The organism is Pseudomonas sp. NUPR-002 (assembly GCF_056322725.1).
The window spans coordinates 1312222-1339043 of record NZ_CM150476.1 but is presented as its reverse complement, the minus strand read 5'-3'; the positions used below and the strand labels follow the sequence as shown (position 1 = coordinate 1339043).

Here is a 26822-nt window from a genome sequence, read left to right as displayed (position 1 = left end):
GTGACTTGTGAAAGCGAACGTCTGTGAGTTCGTGTTGCAGGGCTACCTCAAGGAGGCGCTCATATGAATGCGGCCAGCTCCCTTGGGATTGGTCGTCAGAGGCGCCTGATTGCAGCAGGGCAAAGCACAGCGCAGCATGCGGGGTCAGAGACTCGACAGGCACTTTAGTAACTACCCGCTTGCCCTTGTATGTGTAGCACAGCGTGACACTCATCGACGGGCCTTAGTGTAGGCAACTTAGTCCAAGAGCTTAGCGCGTCACGCTTCGTTTATGGAAGTGTCGTTTGGCGCTTACCGGGCCTTGAGACGCCTTGCAGCGGCCTTGATGTCCCTCATTGCGATTCGATAGTTGTCCTTCTCTCGTTCGAGCAGGTGAACCACAGCAGCCTGTATCGACACACGTTCAAACCCTGAGCCTTCCAGTTCAAGCCAGCGCTTGACGATCATGTTGGACAGCTTGAAGGAATACCGGGAGAGCAGCGTAAAGGTCAGCTCTTTGTCGAGAATGGTCAGCGGTAATAACTTGCTTTGACTGGACTGGTAGCTGGCCTCGACCCATTGAGGTGCCCCCAGATTTGGGGTCTCCCTTTCCAGCTCGTTGAGCATCTTTCGGATGTCTCTGAGTACATGGTCATGGCGCTTACCGGTGATCTCAGCGATCTCCAAGGACGACATACCGGGTAAGCCGTTGAGAGTCGTTGAGGATACCGCTCCGGCCTTGGAGATGTTCTCGAAGATGGTTGCTGTATTGGTGGTCATGGTCATAGTCTGTTTTCCTTATGTTTGCTCTCTGAGTTCGCTCCCACGGGCAGCCGAAAGACCCCAGACAAGGGTTCTGCCGGTGGCACAGAGAGCAAACAGAAAGACTTTCGATTAGATGGATGCCCAGCGACGGGCGATGATGCGGATAGGTGAAGCCGTGCCCCTGCCGGTCCCTGTGTAGGTCCGGCCTTACGGGGCGCTTTTAGATCAGCTCAGGGCAATGCGAGTGACCAGCGGGAACGGCACTTGAACAGTCTGAAGACCATCAGTGGTCAGTTTCACCTTGACCATGCCCTTGGCGATGATGTCCACCACAGCCATGATCTCAAGGTCCCATCCTTGGGCGTTCGGGTTGCGGGTCGCTTCGATGCGCCAAACGCTCCCGTCTTGGCGCTCACGGTAGCTCAGCGAGGTGAACAGCTTGGGCAACATAAAGATGCCATGGTCGGTCCCGGTGTACGGCTGTACGCCTGCGCCAATGAGGTCCTCAATAGAGTCCTGACCAGCACGTTGAGCAGCACGCTCAAGGACGGCCACCAGTGACACGGGCAGCAGGATCACGAAGTCACTCAGCGAGGTCCCTACAGTCTGGTTAACGTGGGTCGTCATGAGGTCAATGAGTTCCTCAGCGATCTCCATAGGCTTACCTGTTGGCTTAGCCTCAGAGACGCTCTCAGTGCTTGGGGCAGTCGCCAAGATGGCAGCGACCTTACCGGCTGCGCTGTGCTCGATGTCACGGAGCATCTTGTCAGCGGTTTGCTCCATAGACTGTACGGTGAAGCCTGCCATCAGATTGTGGTCGAGGATGGTGGCACGGTGGCTGATGACCAATGCCGTGTCGGTGGCCTCGGTGAAGATGATCGACCCGGCCAGCACTTCACCCTTCTCGATGGTCTGGTTATCCCAGTTCTTGCGAGGGTCGAAGGTGACGGAGCGGTCAGCCATGGTGATGATTTGTTGCCCAGTGGCCTCGGAGCCAGCCGGACGGAACTCGCAAGGAGTCGCCTCCATGGCAGCCTCTCGCCACTCATCGCCGTTCAAATAGTCCTCAGCGGCTTCCACAAGGGCTTCCACATAGACCGACACATCGGTGGCCGCTTGGGTCTCTGGGCGAACATCGGCGGTGTTGAATCGAATCGAACCGGTGTGCTCATCAGTGATGGCGGTGGTGTAGGTCGATGGCTTGGCGTACTGGAATGGTTGTTTCATGGGAATGGTTCTCCTGAATAGATGAATGAAGTGGGTGTGTCGAGGGAGGTGCTGTTACCAGCCACCGCTATTGCTACGGGAAGCGGCACGCATACGGGCACCATGCTCACGAATGGCAGCGGCTCGGGCTTCCCGCTCGTGCTTCGCTTGGGCGATCTCACGAGGCGACCATTCACGGCACCGCTCGGCATGGGCATTGGCCTCAGCCTGCAAGCGAGCACGCTCCTGAGCCTTCTGGTATTGGTCTTGGCGGTACTCTCGGGCAACTACGGGAATCGCTTGGAGCGACAGACCGGCCTCATCGAACGCCTTAACGATCTCGAATTGCTGGCCCTTAACGGTCCCGCATTGGGCGACCAACATGGGCAGCATGATGTTCTCGACGTACTCACGGTTCAGGGTCTGGCCCGACACGGTGACTTCGTTCTTCAGGACTTTCGTGATAGTGATTTTCATGGTTTGGGTTCTCCTATTGGGGACCCTTTGATTCGTCCTTGCGCCATAGACGCGCACGACCAGACGGCCAAGGAGAAAGCCTTCGCGGGCATCTTCAAGGACGATCAAAAGGTTCTGGGTTTCAAGTGGTGTTGATGACGCTGATTCAGGGACATGGCAAGCCTGAAGGGCATCGAAGGGATCAACCGTGGCGACGGCTGTTGTGCAGGGTCGAGGAAATTATTTTGTTGTTGGTCTTCCTGTCTTACCCATAGTGAGGGTTTTTAACGACAGTCTTGACGGACGCCTTTAAGTTGTGAGTGAGATTCCTTCAGAGCCGCTTAATGGAATCCTCAAGTGAGTCGAGGCGATGGCTTGAAGACACAACCCTTGTTCAAGTAGTTGGTTCAAACGGTCGAGAGTCTTTTGGGGACACTTAGCGAGGACCCGTTGGGCCACACCGTCCATATCGAAGGTGACCTGTCCAGCCTTGTAGGTCCTGAAGTTGGAGCGATGGTCACTAAGGGCACGACGCAACTCGATGAGCTGGGTTCGAGCTGGTCGAGGGAATACAGTAGACAAGACTGACATATCTTGTTCGGTGAGGCGTGAGTTAGCTGGGCAGACAATGCTGGTCATGTTGGAAGGTCTCCTTTGAGGTGTCTTAAAGATGCCCTTTGAGATGAGGGGAGTTGTAATTAACAACCCCTCCCTCTGGGTCTGGTCGATGCTTTGACCTGAAGATGGTCGTTGAGATTTTCTTTATATTATCCGGCGTTAAGTCGCTAAGCCCCGGAATAGAGCCTCTGCGCCCACCTCGGCCACAATCTCAGCCTTGATGTCTGGGTGTCTCTCGACATACGAAGCGATCCCATGGGCAGCGTGTCGCGCAGCCTTGGCGATTCGCTGGGCGGTTCTCAAGGAATACTCATTGGTCTTGCAGGCGTCCGCTGTGATCTCCGAAAGGAACAACGCTCCGATGACCGCTCGTGCCTTGACGTTGATCTTTCCGTTGGTGACTCCGGCACTGGTGATGATTGACCCGGTAATGATGTCGTCTACCCATGGCAGCGGATCGGGAATCGCAAGGAGGTGCATGTAGGCTGCGACAGGGTTAGCGAAGGTGGCCTTTGGGCGTCCACGGCCTCGCTTGGGTTCATCGCTTGGGGTCTCTTGGGGTTGCCCTTGGGTGCCGTTGGTCAGGCCCTTGGCGGCTTTCTGTTGGTCATCAAAGAGGGACTCATCGGCACGACGCTCAGAGGCCCATGACTGATACTGGGCTTCGAGGTTTGCGGGTCGAACCATATCCCTGCGGCGGATGACCTCGCCAGAGAGTGGGTCAATGTGAAGGATGGTGCCGGTTTCGTGATCGACGTGACGGTGTAATGGTCCGGGTTGGGTGAGCAGGGTCATGATAGTGGTCCTCATATGGCCGCTGCGAACGTGCAGCCATAGTGAGGGTTTTTAACGACACCGCTTTCCGAGAGCGATCAAGGTCGAGTTCATCAGAACCTTGCGAAGTCCCCACCCGGCAGAGTTCTTAGGTAGTCAATCAGGTCGTGAAGCGCTTTCACTACACACGGCTCCCCGTCGAGCCAAATCCAATCATAGAACTCTTGCACCTTGGAGTTGTTCTCTCCGGTGATTGTGTCCAGTAGTGCCTGAGCTTCGATAAGCGAGATTGGTTTGTCCTTTAAGTCCCAAATGTGAGCAGCGTATCTGCCTCGAAATTTGTTTATGTTACGTTTGTCAATTTCTTTGGCGTACTGGAATAAAGGATTAACGAAGGTTTTATCAAGTGAGTAGAGGTGCTGGTTATATTTGTCCCTAATCTCCCAAACCTTGTAAAGTGAAAGGATTAGGCTGTGGTTACACACTCTCAGTCGCGTCATGATCTGAATCAGTGTCAGCTTGCCATCGCTGTAAGCTTTTAAAAAATCTCGGCCCATACAAACTGCGGCAGTCAAGTCCGTCATCTGATCTAAAAGAAGCCACTTGATTTCATTGTTGGCTTTAGCTTTTTCCATATGAGCCTACTCCTTATTAATTACCATTCGAGACTTGGACAGTTCGAGCGAACGCTTTCACGAGTGCTTCATGGAGTGCCCCCACAGGAACCCGCTGAGACCCCGCGTAGGAGCTACGAGGAAAGGTTCCTACGTAATCAACGCAAGGCTGCTTGCAGCGCTTCAGCCATACGCCCTACATCAACCCCGCTCCCCGCCCCGTATAGGTCATAGCTGATCGACCCCGAAGCGTGACCCAAGATCGACTCAGCGGTGCCCACAGGAATCTCAGCGGCCTTCAAGGCACCAGCCAGAGAGTGCCGTAGGGAGTGGAAGGTCTGGGTGCGATCAGCCTTCAGGTCTAAGACATCACGGATAAGCCCATTGAGCAACTCAGAGAATCGCCCAGCGCCCAAAGCGAACAGGCGAGAGTCCGCCCTTTGGACAAACTCAAGGAAAGCCTTCAGGTCAAACCCATAGGCCCCATCGGTCAACGGGATAACCCTCAGAGCGTTCTTGGTCTTGGCCGTCTTGCCATCGTTCCTATTGATGTCGATGACCCAGACATCCCCGACCTGCTTAACGTCAGCCTTAGTCAACTGCCTAAGTTCCTCAATACGGGTCCCAGTGATGACCCCAAGGGACAACGCCCAGCGCTGCCATGCGTCCACTGGCAGGGTCTTAGCGTGAGCCATGAGGGCCTTCACCTGATCCAGAGAGAACGCCTCACGGGAGCTATCAGCTCCTTTCGTTGGCTTCAGACCCTTGTCGAAGCTCTTATCGAGGTAACCGTTATGCACAGCCCAGTCCATGACAGTTGATAGCCGGGTCAGTAGCTTCTTCACCGTCGATGGCTTGCGGTCCTCAAGGAGTTTGTCCCGAAGGTTCTTCATGTCCTCCCGCGTATGAGCCTTCAAGTCCAAGTCACCGAGGATCGTAGCGATAGCCTCACAGGACGATCTCACGTCCCGCATGGTGCTGGCCTGAATGCTGTCTTTGCGTTCCTCCATGTACAGCGCAGACAGAGCCTTGAAGGTCAGCCGCTCAGATGAACTTACAGATAGGGACGGAGACAGGGCCACTGACGTGCTACAAGACTCATCCTTTAGACCCTTTACGATATCCACCAGATTCCCCGACCTGCCCTTCATGCGCTCCTGAGACGCCTCAATGATCTCCAATGCCTTACTCACAGCCCGTTGCTGATTGACGCTCAAGGGTAGCTTTGCGCTTGCCTCACGGAGGGCCTGATGGTGCTCATCGTTAATCATCTCGTAGGCGACCAGTGAGCTATCACCGTGGGCCATCGTCAGGCTGTACTCAGCGATGTCCAAGAGACGCTCTCTCAGCTCATCCCATGAAGCCTCTGGGTTGTCCAGATGGTAGGCCTTGAGGGTCGAGAGGATGTCTTGCGAGATGGTCATAGCGGTGGCCTTGTCGGTGGTCCTGAGTGATAGCGTGAAGAAGCCCTTAGCGGTGCCTTGAGGGCGAAGGCGAAGGTAATAGCGACCAGACCGGCGATAGTGGTATGGCTTGGCGAGGGCAGTTTGTAACAGGTTTGTCCCAGTTTGGGAGCGTGGATTGATGGTCATCGGCTGAAACCCCTGTATCCATTGGGTTTAGCCTCATCACGTCGAGTTCTACAGCAACTACAAGGTCAGCCGTGACCTGATCGAGTTGCGCAACCTGGCCCAGGTCGCTGAATTGATGATCCGTTGCGCCATGCAGCGCAAGGAAAGCCGGGGCCTGCACTACACCCTGGACTACCCGGGCATGCTCAGCGAAGCCCGCGACACTATCCTGCAGCCGCCCACCTTCGCCGACTGAACTTCAGGCGCACGCGCAGGCGCCGGTGTTGCTCCGGCTCCAGCGCGTCATAGGCGATCGTCAAACCTTCACTGCACAAACGCCCCGGCCTGCGGTAACGCAGCACCACCAAGCCCGGCAAGGCCAGGCTGTCGGGGCGCAGTTGCACGGTTTGCCACCCCAGGGCACGGCTGAACAGCTGCCAGCCGTCACGGTCCCGGCGCAAGCCACTGATAGCATGGGGATGGCTGAGCAGAATACGCCGGGGAATCATCCAGCCCGCATGCAGCAGGCACAACAGCACGCCCACTACCTGCCACCAGACGGGCACTTGCAGAATGCTCAGTGCCAGCGCGGCCAGCAATTGACTGGCCAGGTACGCCGCGAGCAAGGCTGTCGAGCCTTGCCAGCGGCACACGAATTGCTCACTTGGGCTGGACACGGTCCAGGATGATGCGAACCATGCGCTGCAGCTCCGGATCTTCCGACTCGCCGCGTTCCATGAACCAGCCGAACAGGTCCTGGTCTTCACAGCCCAGCAAGCGCCAGTACAGGGCACGATCTTCCTGACTCAAGGTTGCAAACACGTCCTGGCTGAAAGGCACCAGCAATACGTCCAGCTCGAGCATGCCACGACGGCTGTGCCAAAAGAGCCGATTGAGTTCAACTTGTTCGACCATGGAACCCTCCAGAAATAGGCCGCCAGTATACAGACCCAGCGCCTGAGGGACACGCGACGTTGGTCCGGACCTGTGAGCAAATAATGACAGAGGAGCGCACTCAACTACCTATTTTGCCAACGGCGCTCTATCATGGCCCCCAGTCTTACTACCCTGCGATCTCCCATGGCCGATACCGCTTTTTTCTGCACCCTCTCCCACGAAGGCGTTCTCGCCGTCCGCGGCTCGGACGCCGGTAAGTTTCTGCAAGGCCAACTGACCTGCAATATCAACTACCTGAGCGACAACACCAGTAGCCTGGGCGCCCGCTGCATGGTCAAGGGCCGGATGCAGTCGAGCTTCCGTATCCTGCCTGAAGGCGACGGTTTCCTGCTGGCGATGACCCGCGAGTTGCTGGAAGCGCAACTGGCCGACCTGAAAAAGTACGCGGTGTTCTCCAAGGCCAAGCTGACCGATGACAGCGATGCCTGGGTACGCTTTGGCCTGCAGGGCGGTGATGCGGCGTTGCAGGCACTGGGCCTGGAGGTTCCGCAGCAGACTGACGCAATCACTCGCCACGATGGGCTGATTGCCATTGCCGTGTCGGCCGGGCGTATCGAACTCTGGGCGCCGGCTGATCAGGCCGAGCGTGTTCAGACCCAACTGGCTGCCACCTTGCCGCAAGCGCCGTTGAACGACTGGCTGCTCGGGCAGATCCGTGCCGGCATCGGCCAGGTCATGGCGCAAACCCGCGAGCTGTTCATCCCGCAGATGATCAACCTGCAGGCCGTCGGTGGCGTGAGCTTCAAGAAAGGCTGCTACACCGGCCAGGAAATCGTCGCGCGCATGCAGTACCTGGGCAAACTCAAGCGTCGCCTGTACCGGGTTGCACTGGCCAGCGACAGCCTGCCTGAGCCCGGCACTGAAATCTTCTCGCCCACTCACGGCTCCTCGGTGGGTGAAGTGGTATTGGCGGCGCACAGCGGCGCCGGCAGCGAATTGCTGGCCGTGTTGACGGCCGATGCGGTAGAAGACAACAACCTGCACCTGGGCAGCCCTGATGGCCCTCGTCTGGACCTGCTGACGCTGCCGTACGAGCTGGACCGCGACCGCGAGATCCAGCGCTGAGCCAGCCCTGCCCCGGTGCTTGATTCGCCGGGGCTCTCTTTGAATTGCGCTAGAGATTTACGATGAACAAGCTGGCCGAGATGGTCCAGGCCCAGTTATTGGCCGCCATCGACAACGATGACCTGGTGCTGCCGACCTTGCCGGAGGTCGCCCTGAGCATCCGCGAGGCCGCCGAAGACAGCGAGATCAGCGTCAGCGCCCTGAGCAAGGTCATTGGCCGCGACGCTGCCCTGTCGGCACGCCTGATCAAGGTGGTGAACAGCCCCCTGCTGCGAGCGACCGTCGAGGTCACCGACCTGCAGACGGCCGTCACCCGCCTTGGCATCAATTACAGCTGCAACCTGGCCGTGGGCCTGGTGATTGAGCAGATATTCCACGCCCGCTCCGAGGTGGTGGAAAAGAAAATGCGCGAAATCTGGGCAACCAGCCTGGAAGTGGCGGGTATCAGTTACGAACTCTGCCTGCGCTACACCCAGCTCAAACCCGATCAGGGCGCCCTCGCCGGGCTGGTTCACCAGATTGGTGTACTGCCGATCCTGATCTACGCCGAAGAACACAACGAATTGCTCTCCGACCCGGTGTGCCTGAACTATGTCATCGACCAGATTCATCCGGTGCTCGGTGACAAGATCCTCAGCAGCTGGGAGTTTCCCGAACAATTGGTGAGTTTGCCGGGCCAGGTCCTGGACCTGGACCGCGGCAGCGCGCAGATCGACTACGTGGACATCGTGCAGATTGCCCGCGCGCTGAGCCCTGCCCTGGGTAAGACCCGCCCCCTGGCAGCACTGCCGGCCTACCGCCACCTGGGGCTGCCAACCGGCACCGAACTGGTGGCCAACGACCTGTTGTTTGCCCGCTCGATGTTCCGTTAATCAACGGTAAAACTGACCCGCACCTTCAAGCCGCCGCGCTCACCGTCATGCAGACTGATCTGCGCCAGGTGGGCGCGGCAGATTTCACCGACAATCGCCAGGCCCAGACCGGTCCCCTGAGCACCGCGCCGGTAGAAACGCTCGAACACCCGTTCGCGCTCAGGCTGAGGAATGCCTGGCCCGTCGTCTTCAACTTCCAGTATCCCAGGCGCATAGACCCGCAAGATAACGTTGCCGCCCTTGGGCGTGTGCGCCAGGGCGTTGTCGACCAGGTTACTGAGCAGCTCGTTGAGCAAGGTCGGCTCGCCACGGACATGCACCGGGGCCTCAGCCTCCAACGCCAGCGTAACGCCACGCGCATAGGCCAGTGGTGCCATGGCCATGCCCAGCTCGCGCGCCAACTGGCTCAGGTCAAGTGACTGCGCCCCGCCTTCGGCAATGGCCCGCGCACCGTTTTCCACCCGTGCCAGGGAAAGCAGTTGGTTGGCCAGGTGGGTCAGGCGATCAGTGCCCTGCGCCGCTGACTCCAGGGTCTCGCGCCACACCTGTGGCTCGTTGGAACGTAACCCCAACTCAACCCTGGCCTTCAGCGCTGCCAGCGGCGTGCGCAGTTCATGCGCAGCCTCGGCAATGAACTGCGCCTGGCGCTCGAACTGGCCACGCAGACGTTCGGTGAAGTGATTCAAGGCGCGTACCAAGGGGCTCAACTCGCGCTGCACCTCAACCAGCGGCAACGCGCGCAGGTCATCGGGTTGACGTTCTTCTACCGCACTACGCAAACGCTCCAGCGGACGTAGCGCTGCACTCACCGCAAACCACACCAGCATCAATGCCCCGAGCGCCAGCATACCGAGGCGCAGCAGGGTATCGGCCATCAAACCACGCGCCATGCGCACCCGCGCTTCTTCCGTTTCCGCCACGCGAATTTCGGCCATGCCGTTCATGTTCGGCTCACTGACCGGCTTGAGCAGGCTGACCACGCGAACATCCTGGCCCAGATAGCGCGCGTTGTAGAAGCGCGCCAAGGCCGGGTAGGCATCGGTTCGCGGCGTGCCCGGCGGCGGTGCGGGCAAGTTTTCGTAGCCGGAAATCAGGCGCTGATGGATGTCGTTGACCTGATAATAGATACGCCCGGCGCTGTCATAGGCAAAGGTGTCCAGCGCCACGTACGGCACATCGGCACTGAGGGTGCCATCGCGCTGGGACAAGCCGGCGGCAATGGTCCGCGCCGAGGCCAGCAAGGTGCGATCGTAGGCGGTGTCGGCGGCCTCGCGGCCGTTCCAGTAAGCACTCAGGCCGCTGGCGAGCATCAGTACCACCAGCAGCAACGCCAGGTTCCACAGCAGCCGCCCGCGCAGGCTGACGCTGTCACGCATCGCGATGCTCAAGCAGGTAGCCGAGCCCCCGGAACGTGACGATGGCCACGGCATGCCCATCGAGTTTCTTGCGCAGTCGATGGATGTAGATCTCGATCGAGTCGGCACTGGCTTCTTCATCCAGGCCAAACACTTGGGCAGCCACTTGCTCCTTGCTCATCACCCGCCCCGGGCGAGCGATCAAGGCCTCAAGCACGGATTGCTCGCGCGAGGTCAACGTCAGCAGTTCTTCACCGAGGGTGAAGCGTCGGGTGTCCAGGTCGTACACCAGTGGGCCACAGCGCTGCTGTCGCTCACCACCGAGCACACTGCGGCGCAGCAGCGCCTTGACCCGCGCCTCAAGCTCGGTGAGTTCAAAAGGTTTGGCCAGGTAATCATCAGCACCCAGGTTGAGGCCGTGCACCCGGTCCTTGACGTCACTGCGTGCGGTCAGCATCAGCACCGGCACGGTTTTGCCGCGCGCGCGCAAGCGCGCCAGCACTTCAAATCCGTCCATGCGCGGCAGGCCTACATCAAGCACGGCCACAGCATATTCTTCGCTGGCCAGGGCCAGGTCGGCAGCCACGCCATCGTGCAGCACATCGACGGTGAGGCCGCTGCTTTTCAGGGCCTGGGCCACGCTTTCAGCCAACTGCAAATGGTCTTCGACGAGCAGCACACGCATGGTTTTCTCCCCGGTCGCGTCGCGGTCAATGGCGCGGAGTGTACAGCCGACAGGCAGCCTGTGAAGCCTTCGTAACAATGAAAAAGTATTGAAAGGTTAGCGAAAGGTTAAAGCCCTAGCATCCCCTCACGGCTCACTCTGCGCGCCGTAAAAACTGAACATTGACGTTCGACTAATAAAAACAAAAACGGAGTTACTTGACGATGCTGTCCATACAGCCACGGGCGTCCGCGCCTACTCGCCGTTTACCTTCCCGCCAGACCGCAGTTGTCAGCGCCCTCGCCCTTACCGGCGTCGCACCGCTGAGCCAGGCCGCCTTCTTCGAAGACAGCAAGGCGACCTTCGAAACCCGCAACATGTACTTCAACCGCGACTTTCGCGATGGCACCAGCGCCCAGCAATCCAAGCGTGACGAATGGGCTCAGGGCTTCATGCTCAATTTCGAGTCGGGTTACACCGATGGCACCGTAGGCTTTGGCCTGGATGCCCTGGGGATGCTCGGTATCAAGCTCGACTCCAGCCCCGACCGCACCGGCACCGGCCTGTTGCCTACCCACGATGATGGCCGTGCTGCCGACGAGTATTCCAAGCTCGGCATAACCGGCAAAGTCAAAATCTCCGACACCGAGCTGAAACTCGGTACGCTGATTCCAGAACTGCCAACCCTGCAACCCAACGACGGTCGAATTCTGCCGCAGACCTTCGAAGGTGGCTTGCTGACGTCCGGGGAAATCAAGAACCTGACCTTCACCGGCGGACGCCTGGAAAAAGCCCGGGATCGCGACAGCACCAATAACGAAGACATCGCCCTCAACAACAAGAACCGCCGTTTTGCCGGCACCGTTACCGGCAACCATTTCGACATGGCCGGCCTGGACTACACGTTCACCGACAAGATCACCGGTAGCTACCATTGGGCGCAGCTCGATGACGTGTACGCTCAGCACTTTGTCGGCCTGCTCGCCAGCCAGCCGTGGGGACCGGGCACCTTCGGTGCTGACCTGCGCATGGCGTTCAGCGACGACCAAGGCCAGGCCCGCGGTGGCAAGATCGACAACACCGCGCTCAACGGCATGCTCAGCTACAGCATCATCGGCCACAAGCTCAGCGCCGGTTACCAGCACCTGTCTGGCGACACCGCCTTCCCTTACGTCGATGGCGCCGACCCGTACCTGGTCAACTTCGTCCAGATCAACGACTTCGCCGACGCTGACGAGCGTTCCTGGCAAGCCCGCTACGACTATGACTTCGCCAAACTGGGCATTCCCGGCCTGACCTTCATGACCCGCTACATCAGCGGCGATAATGTCAGCCTGGCCGATGGCGGTGAAGGCAAGGAGTGGGAACGCGACACCGAGTTCAAGTATGTGGTGCAAAGTGGCGCCCTGAAAAACGTCGCCGTGCGCCTGCGCAACGCTACCTTCCGCTCGAACTTTGCCCGCGATGCGGATGAAGTGCGGCTGCTGGTGAGTTACAGCCTTGCGCTGTGGTAATCCCCGACAACAATAATGCTCACGGAGATTGACGATGACCTTTTCACTGCGCCGCATTGCCTTGGCCACTGCCTGCCTGGTGTTGACCAGCCACGCCATGGCCGCCGAACCCAAACGCCCTGAATGTATTGCCCCCGCCTCGCCTGGCGGTGGTTTCGACCTGACCTGCAAGCTGGTGCAAAGCGCCCTGGTCAATGAAAAAATCCTCAGCAAGCCTATGCGTGTGACCTACATGCCTGGCGGTGTCGGCGCGGTGGCCTACAACGCCGTGGTCGCCCAGCGCCCCGCCGATGCCGGCACCCTGGTGGCCTGGTCCAGCGGCTCGCTGCTGAACCTGGCCCAAGGCAAGTTTGGCCGTTTCGACGAGAACGCCGTGCGTTGGCTGGCCGCCGTTGGCACCAGCTATGGCGCCATCGCAGTGAAAAGCGATTCGCCCTACAAAACCCTCGACGACCTGGTTCAAGCGCTGAAAAAAGACCCAAGCAAAGTGGTGATCGGCTCCGGCGGCACGGTCGGTAGCCAGGACTGGATGCAGACCGCACTGATTGCCAAAGCCGCGGGCATCAACCCACGCGACTTGCGTTATGTCGCCCTTGAAGGGGGTGGCGAAATTGCTACTGCGCTGCTCGGTGGGCATATCCAGGTAGGCAGTACCGACATCTCCGACTCCATGCCGCACATCCAGAGCGGTGACATGCGCCTGCTGGCCGTGTTCGCCGAAAACCGCCTGGACGAGCCGGAAATGAAGAGCATTCCAACCGCCAAGGAACAGGGCTACGACATCGTCTGGCCGGTAGTGCGTGGTTTCTACATGGGGCCGAAAGTCTCCGATGAAGAGTACGCCTGGTGGAAAGACTCGTTCGACAAGATGCTGGCTTCGGAAGAGTTCACCAAGCTGCGTGATCAGCGCGAACTGTTCCCCTTTGCCATGACCGGCGCAGAGTTGGACACCTACGTGAAGAAACAGGTGGCCGACTACAAAGTCCTGGCCAAGGAATTTGGGCTGATTCAGTAAGCCTTTAACCTTTCGAGAAGCATCGCGGGGCAAGCCCGCTCCTACAGACACGGTCTCTCGCTGTGGGAGCGGGCTTGCCCCGCGAAAAGAGGATTCCCCAATGATCCTGCAACGCATTTTCGCCTTGTTGCTGCTAGCGGTATGTACCGCACTGGCAGTCATGGCCTGGCCCTATCAGGCGGCGTTTTCCTACGAGCCTGTCGGCCCTCGTGCCTTTCCTCTGTTGATTATCGGTTTGATGGGCTGCGGCCTGTTGTACCTGGCTTTTCGTCCAACCCCGATCGTGCGCAAGGACGATGAGCCCGAGCTGGATCGCGAATCGCTGATCAAGATCGGCCTCTGTGTGGCCTTGCTCCTGCTCTTTGCCAGCACCTTCGAACCGTTGGGCTTTGTCCTCAGCAGCATCCTGGTTGGCGTGCCTATGGCGCGTCTTTACGACGGCCGCTGGCTGCCGAGCATCGTCATCATCACGCTGATGAGCATCGCGCTGTACTGGCTGTTTGACCGTGTAATGGATGTGCCACTGCCCCTGGGCCTGCTCGACGTACTGGAGAACTGACATGGATACGCTTGGTTATCTCGGCCAGGGCTTCGGCGTTGCCCTGAGCCCGTACAACCTGGTCACTGCCCTGTGTGGCAGCTTGATCGGTACGGTGGTTGGCCTGCTGCCGGGCCTTGGCCCGATTAACGGGGTGGCGCTGCTGATCCCGATTGCGTTCGCCCTTGGCCTGCCGCCGGAGTCGGCGCTGATTCTGTTGTCTGCGGTGTACCTGGGTTGCGAATACGGCGGGCGTATCAGTTCGATCCTGCTGAACATTCCCGGTGAAGCTGCAACCGTCATGACCACCCTCGACGGTTACCCGATGGCCCGCAAAGGCCTGGCCGGTGTCGCCCTGTCGCTGTCGGCGTGGAGTTCGTTCATCGGCGCCTTTATCGCCACTTGCGGTATGGTCCTGTTCGCGCCGTTGCTGGCCAAATGGGCGATTGCCTTTGGTCCGGCGGAATACTTCGTGCTGATGGTCTTTGCCATTGTCTGCCTGGGCGGCATGGCCGGTGACAAACCGCTGAAGACTTTCATCGCGGCGCTGATCGGCTTGTTTCTGTCCTGCGTCGGCATCGATGCCAACAGCGGCGTCTACCGCTTTACCGGCGACAGCGTGAACCTGGCCGACGGTATTCAGTTCGTGGTGCTGGTACTGGGCCTGTTCTCGATCAGCGAAATTCTGTTGCTGCTGGAAAAAACCCACCATGGCCACCAAGCAGTCACGGCCACCGGGCGCATGTTGTTCAACCTCAAAGAAGCGGCCTCGGTGTTCTGGGTCAACATCCGCTGCGGCGTGCTGGGTTTCGTCATGGGTGTGTTGCCGGGTGCCGGTGCGACCCTGGCCAGTGCGGTGGCCTACATGACCGAAAAACGTCTGGCCGGTGCCAGTGGTAAATTCGGTCAGGGTGACAAACGCGGCCTGGCCGCGCCGGAAACCGCCATCGGTGGCGCCTGCTGCGGTGCGCTGGTACCGATGCTGACCCTGGGTGTACCCGGCTCTGGTACCACTGCGGTGATGATCGGCGCCCTGACCCTGTACAACATCACGCCTGGCCCACTGCTGTTCCAACAGCAGCCCGACATTGTCTGGGGCCTGATTGCGTCGTTGTTCATTGCCAACGTCATGCTGATCATTCTCAACGTGCCAATGGTGCGTCTGTTCACCCGCATCCTTGCCGTGCCGAACTGGGCGCTGGTGCCGGTAATTGCAATCATCACCGCCATCGGGGTGTATGCTGTTCACGCGACGACCTTCGACCTGTTCCTGATGATCGGTATCGGTATCTTCGGTTACATCCTGCGTAAGCTCGACTTCCCGCTGTCGCCGTTGCTGCTCGGCTTTATCCTCGGCGGCCTGATGGAACAGAACCTGCGCCGTGCCCTGTCGATCTCCAACGGCAGCCTGGACATTCTCTGGTCCAGCCCGATCAGCATGACGGTGTGGTCGCTGACTGCAGTGATGCTGGCCTTCCCGCTGCTGCGCATCTGGCGCAAACGAAGCCTTCAGCGTCGCGCCCTGGCCGATGTCTGATCGGCCTTCGTCTCTGTTCTGGGCCACTGGCCTGGTCGGCCTGGCAGGCGGGTTTCTCGCCAGCCAGGTCGGCTGGCCGTTACCGTGGATGGTCGGCTCGTTGCTGGCGATCATCCTGGTGCGCTGCCTGACCCCTTGGCAATTGAACGAAATCCCCGGTGGCCGCAAATGCGGCCAGTGGATTATCGGCATTGGCATCGGCCTGCACTTCACCCCGGCAGTGGTCGAGCAAGTGGCCAGCAATTTCGGCCTGATCTTCTGTGGCGCGTTGATTACCAGTGTGTCCAGTGTCGCCGGCATCTGGTTGCTGCGGCGCACTGGTGAAGACCGCGCCACGGCGTTCTTCTCCAGCATGCCGGGTGGCTCCGGGGAGATGGTTAACCTCGGGGCGCGCAACGGCGCCGTGCTCAGTCAGGTTGCGGCTGCACAAAGCCTGCGGGTGCTGGCCATCGTGCTGTGCGTACCGGCCCTGTTCAAATACCTGCTCGGTGATGGCGTGCCGATCACTCATAACGGCAGCGTCAGTTGGGGCTGGCTGGCGCTGATCTGCCCGCTGGGCGTGCTCATGGCCTGGGTATGGCAGCGGCTGAAACAGCCTAACCCCTGGTTGTTCGGGCCCTTGCTGGTGGCTGCTATCGCCAGTGTCAGCGGTGACTTGCACATCGCCCTGCCCGACGGCGCGAGCCAGATTGGCCAGTGGTTGATTGGCAGTGGCCTGGGTTGTCATTTCAACCGGGCGTTTTTTCGCCGGGCGCCGTCCTTTCTTGGCCGCACCTTGGTTGCGACGGCCTTGAGCATGCTGATCGCTGCAGCCGCTGCCCTGGTCTTGAGCCACCTGAGCCAACTGGACTTGCGCTCCTTGACCCTGGGCATGATGCCGGGCGGTATCGCTGAAATGAGCCTGACCGCCGAAACCTTGCAGCTATCAGTACCGCTGGTAACGGCCCTGCAGGTGATGCGCTTACTGTTCGTATTGTTCCTGGCCGAGCCCTTGTTCCGTCACTGGATCAACGAACGCGTGTAGGAGCGGGCTTGCCCCGCGATGCGATGTGTCTGACAAATCGCAATCGCGGGGCAAGCCCGCTCCCACCGTTACAGCGGTGGCAGGCGCCAATCTACGGGCGTCAGGCCATGCTGTTCGAGGAACTTGTTAGTGCGGCTGAAATGCCCACAACCCAGGAACCCGCGATACGCCGAGAGCGGCGACGGGTGCACCGACTTGAGCACCAGGTGCTTGGTGGCGTCGATCAGTTTCTGCTTGCTCTGCGCATGCGCGCCCCACAGCAGGAACACGGTATTGGGCTGATGCTCACTGACCACCTGAATGATTCGATCAGTGAAGAATTCCCAGCCTTTCTTGGCATGCGAAGCGGCATTGGCGCGCTCGACCGTCATGGTGGTGTTAAGCAGCAAGACGCCCTGTTCAGCCCAGCTTTGCAAGTAGCCATGCTTGGGAATTTCGATGTTCAGGTCGCGTTGCAATTCCTTGTAGATATTCACCAGCGACGGCGGCGTCGGCACCCCAGGCTGCACCGAGAAGCACAGGCCATGGGCCTGGCCCGGGCCGTGGTAAGGGTCCTGGCCGAGGATCACCACCTTCACGTTGTCCAGCGGCGTGGAATTGAGCGCATTGAAGATCATCGGGCCTGGTGGGTAAATCTCTTTACCCGCCGCATATTCCTGGCGCAGGAATTCACGCAGTTGCTGCATGTAGGGCTGGTCGAATTCGGCGCGCAGCGCTGCTTTCCAGCCTGCTTCAAGTTTGATGCGATCGTCGTCAGTCATGGGGCCATCCGTAAACAATGGCGCGACACTAGGAAAGCTGCCCGAGCTTGTCAATCGATCCGACCGGCGACCGGCAGTTTTGCCGACACCGGCCATACTTGTCCGGATCAGACGAATGAGGTCGCCCATGGCCGTACAGTGCGAAGAACTCACCGGCGTCGATGGTGCCCGGATCGGCATCGCCACCCTGGATGCCGCCAAGGCGCTGAATGCCTTGTCACTACCGATGATCGAAGTGCTCGACCAGCAACTGGCCCAATGGGCCGCCAACCCGGACATTGTGTGCGTGCTGCTGCGTGGCGACGGTGCCAAGGCCTTTTGCGCCGGTGGCGAGGTGCGCAGCCTGGCCCAGGCCTGCCGCGATCACCCAGGGCAAGTGCCGGCGCTGGCCGCGCAGTTCTTCGCCGATGAGTATCGCCTCGATTATCGCTTGCACACTTACCCCAAACCGTTGCTGTGCTGGGGCCACGGCCATGTGCTCGGCGGTGGTATGGGCCTGTTGCAAGGTGCCAACGTGCGTATCGTTACCCCAAGTACACGCATGGCCATGCCCGAAATCAGTATCGGCCTGTACCCGGATGTCGGTGCCAGCTGGTTTCTGGCGCGCTTGCCGGGCAAGCTGGGCCTGTTTCTCGGCCTGACCGGCGCGCCGATCAACGCTACCGATGCTTTGGAGCTGGGCCTGGCCGACCGTTTTCTCGGCGAAAGCCAACAGGAAGAACTGCTCGATGACCTGCTGCAATTGAACTGGCAGGAACAGACCGCCTTGCAGCTCAACAGCCTGCTCAAGGCCCAGCAGCACAGCGCGCAAAGTGAGTTACCCGAAGCGCAATGGCTACCCCGGCGCAAGCAGATCGATGCCCTGCTGGATGCCGCCGACCCGGTATGTGCCTGGCGCGCGATCGGGCAATGGCGCAATCATGCCGACCCGCTGCTGGCCAAAGCCGCGAACACCATGCTCGAAGGCTGTCCGTTGACGGCTCACCTAGTCTGGCAGCAGATCCAACGCGCCCGCCACCTGTCTTTGGCGCAAGTGTTCCAGATGGAATACACCCTGAGCCTCAACTGCTGCCGACACCCGGAATTCAGCGAAGGCGTACGCGCGCGGCTGATCGACAAGGATCAACAACCGCGCTGGCACTGGGCAGACATTGCCCAGGTACCAACGGCGGTCATCAACGCGCATTTTGCCAAAGCCTGGGAAGGTCGCCATCCGCTGGCCGACCTGGCCTGAGCGACCTAGCGGTGCCAGTTGCGCCCCTGCCGGTCATCGCGATCACGGTCATGACGTGAAGGTCCCTGACGGTAACGGTCATTGCGATGGTTCGGGTAGGGCTGGTAGTGACGCTCGGGGGCCGTGCGGTAATAGTGCGGTGCCGGACGGTCATAGTGGGGCGTCGGCCGGTAGTAACGCGGTGGCGAGTAGTAGCGCGGTGGGGGTGCGTAATAGCGTGGCTGTGGCACCACGTAGTAACCACGGTTGTAGGAGTAACCCGGCCGGTAATAGCCTGGGTAGCCATAACGATCAGCGGTATAGACTTCTGTACGGTAGTAACCGTTACCTCCATAAGGGACACAAGCGCTAGTCAGCAAACTCAGCACGGCAACAAGCAAAAGTCGGCGATACATGGCGGCCTCCCGGACCGCGGAACTGCCCATCCCAGCGGCGCTGGTCGGCGTCGGTCAGCAAGCGCTGAGCGACATAGATTAAGACCACGAAGAGGCGGTCCGGTGCCGTTGCCGTAATAATTTGCAACAAGGCCAATGCCCTTGATATTTGTCCAGTTATTTTCCGGCCATCGCACTAGAATGGACGGCATTGGCTTATTTCAAGGGAATGTCATATTGCCTCGCTCCGCCCTGTTTTCGCAGCGCTCGCTGATTCTGACCTTGCTATTGCTGCTGGGCAGCGGCTTTCTGGCGACATCGCTGCTGAGCTATTTCGCCTCGCGCAGTTCGATCCGCGACAGCATCGTCAACACCGAACTGCCGCTGACCTCCGACACCGTGTATTCGGAAATCCAGAAAGACCTGGTGCGGCCGATTCTGATCTCTTCGATGATGGCCCACGACACTTTCCTGCGTGACTGGGCACTGGCCGGCGAACCTGACCGGACACAGATTTCCCGCTACCTCAATGAAGTGATGGGCGAGTATCACGCCTACACCGCGTTCTTCATCTCCGACGTCACCGGGAACTACTACCAGGCGCAAAAAGGCGTGCTGAAAAAGATCGACCCACAGGAGCCGCGCGACATCTGGTATTACCGGGTGCGCAACATGGACGTGCCCTACGAACTCAACGTCGACCTGGACATGGCCAACCAGGACAAACTGACGGTGTTCATCAACTACCGGGTGCTCGACTACCAGCAAAAATTCATCGGTGTCACGGGTATTGGCCTCACCGTCGAAGCCGTGGTGCGCCTGATTGATGACTACCAACAGCGCTATCAGCGCCAGGTGTACTTCGTTGACCCGCAAGGCAACGTGGTGTTGACCGGATCCAATGGCGGCGCCCATGGTGCCCGCACCGGGCAATCACTGCGCGACCTGCACGGCTTGCGCGAACTGCTCAAGCAGATGCCGAAACCGGCCAGCGGCAGCTACGAATACCTGAGCAGCGAGGGTGACAGTCATTTCCTCAATGTGCGCCTGGTGCCGGAGCTGAACTGGTACCTGTTCGTCGACAAACGTGAAGACGGCGCCCTGGACAACATCCGCGAGTCGCTTTATCTGAACCTGGCGATTTGCACCATCATCGGCCTGGTGGTGTTGTCGCTGCTCAATGCCATGGTCAAGCGACATCAGGACAACATCGAAACCCTGGCTACCCGTGACAGCCTCACCGGCCTGCCCAACCGCCGTGGTTTCGACCTGCTGGCCGGCCAGGCGCTGCATGAAGCGCAACGCGAACCCAAGCCACTGGTCGCCTTGTTGATCGATCTCGATCACTTCAAACAACTCAATGACACCCACGGTCACCTGGCCGGCGACGAAGTGCTGCGCCAATTCGCCCGCATCCTGGAAAACTGCCTGCGTCAGGCGGATATTATCTGCCGTTGGGGCGGTGAAGAATTTATCGTGCTGCTCAAGGATACCGACGGCGAACATGCCCTCGAGGTTGCGGAAAAACTGCGCTTGCTCACCGAGCAACAGGATTTCCACTTCAACAACACCCTGATCAGGCTGACCACCAGTATTGGCTTGAGCAGCCTGCAGGCTGAAGATACCCTGCACAGCCTGATCGCCCGCGCCGATCATGCCCTGTACCGCGCCAAGCAAAGTGGGCGCAACCGCGTATGTGTAGAGATGCTCAGGTCCGACCATGAATGATGCCCAACGCTGCCCCGCCTGCGGTGCCAGCAACCGTTGCAGCCTTGCTGACCCGCGCACTGCGGCCAACGCCTGTTGGTGCTTCAGCGTCAGCATCGATGCGCAGGTGATCGAGGCGTTGCCTGCCGAACAGCGCAACAAGGCTTGCCTGTGCCCCGCCTGCGCAAAGGTGCTGGAGCAACTTGAAGCGGCAAAGCCTGCCAGCGAGCGTTAAACTGCAACGCCCTGCCCCTGAGCCTGTATGCGTCTCGATCGATTTCTCAGCAACCTGCCCTGCTTCAACCGTCAGCAAGTTCGTGTGCTGCTGGTAGAACGGCGCGTGCGGGTGGATGGTGTGTGCGTCAGTGACCCGCGCCTGGAAGTCCGTGAGTTCAGCCGCATCGAGGTGGACGATCAACTGCTGCAAGCCGGACGCCCGGCGCGCTACTTGATGCTGCACAAACCCCAGGGCTGCGTCAGCGCCACCCAAGACCCCGAGCACCGCACCGTGCTGGACTTGCTCGATGAAAGCGACAAGCACGAACTGCACATCGCCGGGCGCCTGGACTACAACACCACCGGCCTGTTGCTGCTGACCAACGACGGCCAATGGTCACGGCGCCTGACCCAACCGCAAACCAAGCTGGCGAAAATCTATTACGTCGAAACCGAACAGGTGATCGAACCGCACTACATCGACAAATTCCGCCAGGGCTTCTACTTCGCCTTCGAAGACCTCACCACCCTGCCCGCCGAACTCACCGTGCTCGGTCCGCGCAGCGCTCGCCTGAGCATCGTTGAAGGCCGTTATCATCAGGTCAAGCGCATGTTCGGCCACTTCGACAACAAGGTGCTACGCCTGCACCGCGAACGCATGGGCCCGCTGCAGCTGGACCCAGGCCTGCGCCCCGGCGAGTACCGAGCGCTCTATCCCGAAGAAATCCTGGCAATCTGAAGCAACGACCGCTGGGCGGAAAGATTTCGTCAATTTCCCCAAAGGCACTTGCGGGTTACAGCGCTGCCTGCTTGAATCCAATCGTCGGTCTGCATGTGACTCACCAGTCACAACCGTAGTCAAAGACACCTTTTTGCTGGCCACCAGTGCCTCGAAGTACCGGGGTCCGGCAGATTGCCCACCTAGAACAATACCCGTCGACCGGCGTGAAAGGATCGACAAGGGCCCTCAGCCTCTCTTCTTCAAGGCGTATGCCTACCTGTCATAAAGAACGCGCATCCTTGCATGCGCGAATACCCTTTTTGCGCCAGGAGTCGACGACATGAGGCCAGAAATTGCTGTGCTTGATATACAAGGTCAGTATCGGGTTTACACGGAGTTCTATCGCGCAGACGCCGCTGAGAAGACGATCATCCTGATCAATGGCTCGCTGGCCACCACGGCCTCGTTTGCCCAGACCGTGCGTAGCCTGCATCCGCAATTCAACGTGGTGCTGTACGATCAGCCGTATGCTGGAAAATCCAAGGCGCACAACCGTCATGAGCGGTTGCTGACCAAGGAAACCGAAGGGCAGATCCTGCTGGAACTGATCGATCACTTTGCCGCCGACCACGTGATGTCGTTCTCCTGGGGCGGCGCCTGCACCCTGCTGGCCCTGGCGCACAAGCCGCGGCGCATTGAGAAGGCAGTGGTCAGCTCGTTCTCGCCGGTGATCAACGAACCGATGCGCGACTACCTCGAGCGCGGCTGCCAGTACCTCAGCACCTGCGACCGTCCACAGGTGGGCAACCTGGTCAACGACACCATCGGCAAGCACTTGCCTTCGCTGTTCAAGCGCTTCAACTACCGGCATGTCAGCAGCCTGGACAACCACGAATACGCGCAGATGCATTTTCACATCAACCAGGTGCTCGACCACGACCTGGACAATGCCTTGCGCTCGGCCCGGGTCATCGACATTCCGGTGCTGTTCATCAACGGTGAGTGGGATGAATACACCACAATCGATGATGCCCGGCAGTTCAGCCAGCATGTGCGCAACAGCCACTTCAGCGAAATCCGCGCCGCCGGGCACTTCCTCGACATGGAGCACAAGGCTGCCTGCGACGAAACCCGTGACGCCTTGCTGAGTTTCCTCAAACCCGCCACCCGGGAATCCCGTGTGCGATACCCATACGCCCAGGCACACCATGCACTGGCGATCTGAATACCCTGGTTGGCGGTAGCGCAGCCTCCTGCATCAACGGCCCGTTTGGGCAGAAGGAAGATGCATGACCTCGCGCTACTGGCCAACGTCTTGAGTTTTTACGCAACAAGACTTCAATTCGCATAGCACTTCTGGTACAAAGTCAGCCCTGAGCGCGGGTGTCGTATAATGGCATTACTCCAGCTTCCCAAGCTGATAACGAGGGTTCGATTCCCTTCACCCGCTCCACTTCGACTTTCCAGGGTCTTCCGCCGAACGCCAGGGAACGTCGTAAGTCATTGTCAGGATTGAGGATTTTCACCCAATATCGATCCACTGACATCCAGCGAAATCCACTCACAGCCGGTTCCAACTGGTACGTTGAGTGGTACATTGGCAATGCGGAGGTTCCCAAAACCGTATTGTTGCTGGAGGAGCCGGGGTTCCGTCGGGAACATGGCATCCAACTCGTTTCGCAGGAGTTGGGCTCATGCTTTCAGACCTCCAGGTTCGACAGGCCAAGGTGACCGGCAAGGCGTATTCGCTTGTCGATTTCGACGGTCTCTACTTCCATATCTCAGCCACCGGCTTCAAGGCCTGGCACTTCCGCTTCACTTGGGGCGGCAAGCGCGAGCGCATGTCCTTCGGCGGCTATCCCGCGCTTTCCCTGAAAGATGCCCGTCATCTGCGCGACGAGGCCCGGGCCATGCTGGCCAAGGACATCAACCCGCATTCGGAACGCAAGCGCAAACGCCACGTGATTGTCCTGGCGGGCGAGCACACCTTCCAGGCCATCTACGACAAATGGCTGGCCCACCGCAGCCTCTCTCTGGAAAATGAGGGCCGCCAGAGCACGCCCAAACAGATCGGGCGCGTCTTCGCCAAGGATGTGTTTCCCGTATTGCGCCACCTGACCGTCTACGACGTCACTCGCGCCCACCTGCTGGACATCATCGGCAGAGTGGAAAAACGTGGCTCGCTGTCGGTCGCCGAGAAGCTGCGCACCTGGTTCAGCCAGCTATTCACCTACGCCTCGGTGGTGGTGCCCAACATGGGCGACAACCCGGCCAAGGATTTGGATGTGGTGGCGATGCCGCTGCCGCCGGTGGAGAACAACCCCTTTTTGCGCATGCCCGAACTGCCGGCCATGCTGCAGACGTTGCGCAAGTACAGCGGCCGCCTGAATACGCAACTGGGTCTACGTCTGCTGCTGCTCACGGGCGTGCGCACCGGTGAATTGCGCTACGCCACGCCCGATCAGTTCGATCTGGAGCGCGGTCTGTGGATCATCCCGGTTGTCAGGCTCAAGCAACGCAAGCAGCTCACCAAGAAGAAGCGCCAGCGTTTCGCCGACATCCCGCCGTACATCGTGCCACTGTCGTTGCAGGCACAAGAAGTCGTTCGTCATCTGCTGGGAAATCTGAAGCCAGCGCAGGTCTATCTCATCCCCGGTGATTGGTGCCTGAAAAAACCTCTCAGCGAGAACACGCTCAATGGCGCGCTCAAGCGCATGGGCTATGAAGATCAGCTCACTGGGCACGGCGTTCGCGCCACCGTATCGACCGCGCTCAATGAATTGGGCTATCCGCCCAAGTGGGTAGACGCCCAACTCTCGCATGCCGATCCGGATCGGATCAGCGCGACCTACAACCACGCCGAGTACGTCGAGCAGCGCCGCGTCATGATGCAAGACTGGGCCGACCGCCTGGACTTGTTCGAGCAGAATCAGCTCGAAGTTGCCAGCACGCACCTGACCATCACGCTGCAGGGTCTGCCCACGATTGCCGGACAGGCGGCAGCGCAGCCGCCCGCCCTGAATCCAAACGCCCCTCAGTTGATCGTTGCGCCTGCACCGGATGCGCCAGCGGTTCCAGCTTCCGTCTATCGACTTTCGGCGGTGCATCTGCCCGAGTACGCGCGACCCACGCTGTCAGAGGTGCAGCGCGAGCGCTTGCAATTGCTGGAGATGTTCGAGGCATCCCACAACCTGTCGGTGGCCGACTACGCCAAGCTGGTTGGCAAGTCCCGCCGCTGGATCACTTACGAGATTCAGGCTGGCAATCTCCTGTCGATCCATCTGGGTCACCGTGGACAGCGCGTCCCGGACTGGCAACTCGACCCCATCAAACGCAAGCTGATTCAGGCTGTCCTGAAGCTGGTGCCGCGCGGCATCGACACCTGGCACATCTATCACGCACTGCTGCGGCCATACGATGCCCTGGGCAAGTGTCCAGTCATCGAGGCAGTCGATCCGACCAACCTGCATCTTGCAGCTCGACTGGTCGCCGCACATGCCATAGAAACCGATGAGCTTGCAGAGCAATCGGAAGTATCTCCGGTGCTGGCCAGGCAGACTGTAGAGCGCCTGGTAAAAACGGCAATGTTGGTTGATACGCCCGAAGATCTGGTCGCCCGTTGAGCTGAGGCCGGACGGCAGCCCGTCCGGTCAAGGTCCAAGCAGGGAACCAATAGGTCGATCGTTGCATGACCACCCGCCAACTCGCGATTTCCAAGTATTGGCAGGCAGTGTTTAGCGTCGAATCTGCGCTTGGCAGTCACCATAGGCGACTTCTCTGTGATGCTATCTCGCTATATCAGTATCCTGATCGGATATGACGCCAGCGGATTTCCGCAGCCAATCCCAAGCCCCGATCAATAGATTCCGACCGCTCGCAGCTTTTTCAAACCGCTGCCGTATCAGACCATACCGATACGGTTTTGCGTGAACCGCCACTTCTCACGATCCTGATAGCGCAAGCGTCACTGTCGAGCCGCGACGGACGCTCGCTTTTCTTGTGCTCAATGGATTTTTGTACATCGAGCACACAACGCCTACTCGTTGCGCGAACTGATCAGAAGTAATCAAAAGCGGGCGTCATCACTCGCGTCTTGCGCGGACAACAGGCCGACCATGGGGACGGCTGCAAAAGCAGTCGGCCCTGTAGTTCTTCTCCTGGAAGGAGACGGAGCATGCACGAGAACAAAAATGATGCACCAACATCAAAGGTGTTCTACCGCCCGCTCGAAGCGTCCATCCGCTGGGCCGGACTGCTGCGATACGAGCAGGTGATTCTGGCTTCGGTCTCGTCGCCGATGAATCTGCCGCAGTCGCTGGACTGCCCACGTTTGGGCGAACTGCGGCTGTACACCGACCGCATCTATGACGGCATCCTCAACGGGGAACTGCCCTTCGGGCAGCACGGCATCACGACGCGCGACACCACGTTGATCGAATCGCCTGATCTGACGGTGCGCCATGTCGATCTGAAGTGCTGGATGCGCCAGCACTACCCCGAGCAGCGGCCCGGCTTTCTCTTCTCCCGCAGCGAGCGCATCACCCATCCCTTCATCTCTCTGGAAACAGGGCAAGCCATGCTGGTCGAACGCCAGGCTTTGAAATCCGTCCTGGAACAGACCAAACGTCAGCTTCGCGAGTTGCAGGACAAGCATGACGCGCTGCTCAAGCAGCCCACGGTGATTCCGGCATGCGCGCAGTGTCCGATCAGTGATCGAGCCGAGGCCACCTACCTGAACATCGTTGGCGGCCTGTTGGAGCTGATGCTCGGCCAGTCGCCATCGGGCACGCCGTACTCCAGCTTCAAGACGCAGGAGGCCGTGGTCAGCGCGCTGGTCGCCCATCACAGCGGCGCCATGGGCATCGCGGAGCGGACATTGAACGGTAAGTTTGCCACCGCCAGGCGCCGGCTGCGTAGCGCCTCCCGCTGAGATTTGCCAGCTTGTATGTGCAGTCGCGGAGATTGCATTTGCAATGTCTTTTCGCAGCCGTGTCTATTGAATAGAGGTCACGCCAACAAACGCCGCTGAGCGTTCAGGAGTGACTGCCATGTCGCAAACATCTGTACTGCAGCCAAACGAGCGCCGCATCCTGCGCTTGGAAGAAGTCGAAGCGAAATCAGGTTTCAAGCGCGCCCACATCTACAACCTGATGAAGAAACGCCAGTTCCCGCAGGCCCTGCGTCTGGGCGTGCGCGCCGTGGGCTGGGACTCCATCGAAATCGATCAGTGGATCGACGAGCGCGTCAACAACCGGGCCTGACCCGTTCTCCCGCGGACTTTTCAT

The 26822-nt window shown here is 59.5% G+C and carries 27 protein-coding genes, 1 tRNA gene and 1 pseudogene; 17 read left to right on the top strand and 12 right to left on the bottom strand.

Annotated elements, in window-relative coordinates; genetic code table 11:
* Positions 1 to 291: 291 nt before the first annotated feature.
* From ACVWSC_RS06270 to ACVWSC_RS06245, 6 genes are all read right to left on the bottom strand, one after another.
* Positions 292 to 765, bottom strand: coding sequence for a Rha family transcriptional regulator (locus ACVWSC_RS06270; RefSeq protein ID WP_054903677.1), 474 nt, complete (start codon positions 763 to 765; stop codon positions 292 to 294).
* A 204-nt stretch (positions 766 to 969) separates the two neighbouring features.
* Complete coding sequence (locus tag ACVWSC_RS06265) at positions 970 to 1971, bottom strand: hypothetical protein (protein WP_284396336.1); 1002 nt, start codon at positions 1969 to 1971, stop codon at positions 970 to 972.
* Between the two features lie 54 nt (positions 1972 to 2025).
* The gene (locus tag ACVWSC_RS06260; RefSeq protein ID WP_442112463.1) at positions 2026 to 2427 is read right to left on the bottom strand and encodes a DUF6971 family protein; all 402 of its coding nucleotides are present in this window, start codon (positions 2425 to 2427) and stop codon (positions 2026 to 2028) included.
* 756 nt (positions 2428 to 3183) lie between these two features.
* A complete protein-coding gene (locus tag ACVWSC_RS06255; RefSeq protein ID WP_442112462.1) occupies positions 3184 to 3819 on the bottom strand; it encodes a hypothetical protein in 636 nt (211 codons plus the stop codon).
* Positions 3820 to 3911: 92 nt separating this feature from the next.
* Positions 3912 to 4433 carry a hypothetical protein gene (locus ACVWSC_RS06250; protein WP_200992730.1) on the bottom strand — a complete coding sequence of 174 codons (522 nt, stop codon included), beginning with the start codon at positions 4431 to 4433 and terminating at the stop codon, positions 3912 to 3914.
* Between the two features lie 137 nt (positions 4434 to 4570).
* Positions 4571 to 6004, bottom strand: a complete 1434-nt coding sequence (locus tag ACVWSC_RS06245; RefSeq protein ID WP_442112461.1) for a tyrosine-type recombinase/integrase — start codon at positions 6002 to 6004, stop codon at positions 4571 to 4573.
* A gap of 43 nt (positions 6005 to 6047) precedes the next feature.
* On the opposite strand from ACVWSC_RS06245, the pseudogene ACVWSC_RS06240 reads away from it, so the two are divergent.
* Positions 6048 to 6239: pseudogene (locus tag ACVWSC_RS06240) on the top strand (L-aspartate oxidase); the annotation flags it as partial.
* Here the strand turns inward: ACVWSC_RS06240 and ACVWSC_RS06235 are convergent.
* Both ACVWSC_RS06235 and ACVWSC_RS06230 read right to left on the bottom strand, forming a co-directional pair.
* Positions 6208 to 6660: a protein YgfX gene (locus tag ACVWSC_RS06235; protein WP_442112460.1), complete on the bottom strand. Its 453-nt coding sequence runs from the start codon at positions 6658 to 6660 to the stop codon at positions 6208 to 6210. The pseudogene ACVWSC_RS06240 and the gene ACVWSC_RS06235 overlap by 32 nt on opposite strands.
* Positions 6644 to 6898 carry an FAD assembly factor SdhE gene (locus ACVWSC_RS06230; protein WP_442112459.1) on the bottom strand — a complete coding sequence of 85 codons (255 nt, stop codon included), beginning with the start codon at positions 6896 to 6898 and terminating at the stop codon, positions 6644 to 6646. Before ACVWSC_RS06230 ends, ACVWSC_RS06235 begins: the two co-directional genes overlap by 17 nt.
* Before the next feature lie 165 nt (positions 6899 to 7063).
* Between ACVWSC_RS06230 and ygfZ the strand changes: the two genes are divergently transcribed.
* Both ygfZ and ACVWSC_RS06220 read left to right on the top strand, forming a co-directional pair.
* A complete protein-coding gene (gene ygfZ, locus ACVWSC_RS06225) occupies positions 7064 to 8005 on the top strand; it encodes a CAF17-like 4Fe-4S cluster assembly/insertion protein YgfZ (RefSeq protein WP_442114261.1) in 942 nt (313 codons plus the stop codon).
* Positions 8006 to 8067: 62 nt separating this feature from the next.
* Entirely contained in the window at positions 8068 to 8877 is an 810-nt protein-coding gene (locus tag ACVWSC_RS06220) for an HDOD domain-containing protein (protein WP_442112458.1), read from the top strand.
* Here the strand turns inward: ACVWSC_RS06220 and ACVWSC_RS06215 are convergent.
* Positions 8874 to 10253 (bottom strand): sensor histidine kinase, encoded by a 1380-nt coding sequence (locus ACVWSC_RS06215; RefSeq protein WP_442112457.1) that lies wholly within the window; start codon positions 10251 to 10253, stop codon positions 8874 to 8876. The genes ACVWSC_RS06220 and ACVWSC_RS06215 overlap by 4 nt on opposite strands.
* Complete coding sequence (locus tag ACVWSC_RS06210; RefSeq protein WP_442112456.1) at positions 10246 to 10917, bottom strand: response regulator; 672 nt, start codon at positions 10915 to 10917, stop codon at positions 10246 to 10248. Before ACVWSC_RS06210 ends, ACVWSC_RS06215 begins: the two co-directional genes overlap by 8 nt.
* A 203-nt stretch (positions 10918 to 11120) precedes the next feature.
* On the opposite strand from ACVWSC_RS06210, the gene ACVWSC_RS06205 reads away from it, so the two are divergent.
* The 5 genes from ACVWSC_RS06205 (at position 11121) to ACVWSC_RS06185 (ending at position 16524) form a co-directional block, all read left to right on the top strand.
* Positions 11121 to 12410: an OprD family porin gene (locus tag ACVWSC_RS06205; protein WP_442112454.1), complete on the top strand. Its 1290-nt coding sequence runs from the start codon at positions 11121 to 11123 to the stop codon at positions 12408 to 12410.
* Between the two features lie 34 nt (positions 12411 to 12444).
* Positions 12445 to 13425, top strand: a complete 981-nt coding sequence (locus ACVWSC_RS06200) for a Bug family tripartite tricarboxylate transporter substrate binding protein (RefSeq protein ID WP_442112453.1) — start codon at positions 12445 to 12447, stop codon at positions 13423 to 13425.
* Positions 13426 to 13525: 100 nt separating this feature from the next.
* Complete coding sequence (locus tag ACVWSC_RS06195; RefSeq protein ID WP_442112452.1) at positions 13526 to 13984, top strand: tripartite tricarboxylate transporter TctB family protein; 459 nt, start codon at positions 13526 to 13528, stop codon at positions 13982 to 13984.
* Position 13985: 1 nt separating this feature from the next.
* Entirely contained in the window at positions 13986 to 15500 is a 1515-nt protein-coding gene (locus tag ACVWSC_RS06190) for a tripartite tricarboxylate transporter permease (protein WP_442112451.1), read from the top strand.
* Positions 15493 to 16524, top strand: coding sequence for an AbrB family transcriptional regulator (locus ACVWSC_RS06185; RefSeq protein ID WP_442112450.1), 1032 nt, complete (start codon positions 15493 to 15495; stop codon positions 16522 to 16524). Before ACVWSC_RS06190 ends, ACVWSC_RS06185 begins: the two co-directional genes overlap by 8 nt.
* A 68-nt stretch (positions 16525 to 16592) precedes the next feature.
* On the opposite strand, the gene ung is transcribed toward ACVWSC_RS06185, so the two are convergent.
* Positions 16593 to 17285, bottom strand: a complete 693-nt coding sequence (gene ung, locus ACVWSC_RS06180) for a uracil-DNA glycosylase (protein WP_442112449.1) — start codon at positions 17283 to 17285, stop codon at positions 16593 to 16595.
* 127 nt (positions 17286 to 17412) lie between these two features.
* Between ung and ACVWSC_RS06175 the strand changes: the two genes are divergently transcribed.
* Positions 17413 to 18519, top strand: a complete 1107-nt coding sequence (locus tag ACVWSC_RS06175) for an enoyl-CoA hydratase/isomerase family protein (protein WP_442112448.1) — start codon at positions 17413 to 17415, stop codon at positions 18517 to 18519.
* Positions 18520 to 18524: 5 nt separating this feature from the next.
* Here the strand turns inward: ACVWSC_RS06175 and ACVWSC_RS06170 are convergent, their stop codons facing one another.
* On the bottom strand, positions 18525 to 18914 hold the full coding sequence (locus ACVWSC_RS06170) for a hypothetical protein (RefSeq protein ID WP_442112447.1): 390 nt from the start codon (positions 18912 to 18914) through the stop codon (positions 18525 to 18527).
* A gap of 216 nt (positions 18915 to 19130) precedes the next feature.
* Between ACVWSC_RS06170 and ACVWSC_RS06165 the strand changes: the two genes are divergently transcribed.
* From ACVWSC_RS06165 to ACVWSC_RS06130, 8 genes are all read left to right on the top strand, one after another.
* On the top strand, positions 19131 to 20621 hold the full coding sequence (locus tag ACVWSC_RS06165; protein ID WP_442112446.1) for a sensor domain-containing diguanylate cyclase: 1491 nt from the start codon (positions 19131 to 19133) through the stop codon (positions 20619 to 20621).
* Positions 20614 to 20835, top strand: coding sequence for a cysteine-rich CWC family protein (locus ACVWSC_RS06160; RefSeq protein WP_442112445.1), 222 nt, complete (start codon positions 20614 to 20616; stop codon positions 20833 to 20835). Before ACVWSC_RS06165 ends, ACVWSC_RS06160 begins: the two co-directional genes overlap by 8 nt.
* 27 nt (positions 20836 to 20862) lie before the next feature.
* The gene (locus ACVWSC_RS06155) at positions 20863 to 21555 is read left to right on the top strand and encodes a pseudouridine synthase (protein WP_442112444.1); all 693 of its coding nucleotides are present in this window, start codon (positions 20863 to 20865) and stop codon (positions 21553 to 21555) included.
* Between the two features lie 322 nt (positions 21556 to 21877).
* Positions 21878 to 22762, top strand: a complete 885-nt coding sequence (locus ACVWSC_RS06150; RefSeq protein ID WP_442112443.1) for an alpha/beta fold hydrolase — start codon at positions 21878 to 21880, stop codon at positions 22760 to 22762.
* A 154-nt stretch (positions 22763 to 22916) separates the two neighbouring features.
* A tRNA-Gly gene (locus ACVWSC_RS06145) sits at positions 22917 to 22990 on the top strand.
* Positions 22991 to 23231: 241 nt separating this feature from the next.
* Positions 23232 to 25160: a tyrosine-type recombinase/integrase gene (locus tag ACVWSC_RS06140; RefSeq protein ID WP_003158602.1), complete on the top strand. Its 1929-nt coding sequence runs from the start codon at positions 23232 to 23234 to the stop codon at positions 25158 to 25160.
* A gap of 551 nt (positions 25161 to 25711) precedes the next feature.
* Positions 25712 to 26467, top strand: a complete 756-nt coding sequence (locus ACVWSC_RS06135) for a hypothetical protein (protein ID WP_003158603.1) — start codon at positions 25712 to 25714, stop codon at positions 26465 to 26467.
* Between the two features lie 118 nt (positions 26468 to 26585).
* A complete protein-coding gene (locus tag ACVWSC_RS06130) occupies positions 26586 to 26798 on the top strand; it encodes an AlpA family transcriptional regulator (RefSeq protein ID WP_003158604.1) in 213 nt (70 codons plus the stop codon).
* The last annotated feature ends 24 nt before the right edge of the window (positions 26799 to 26822 follow it).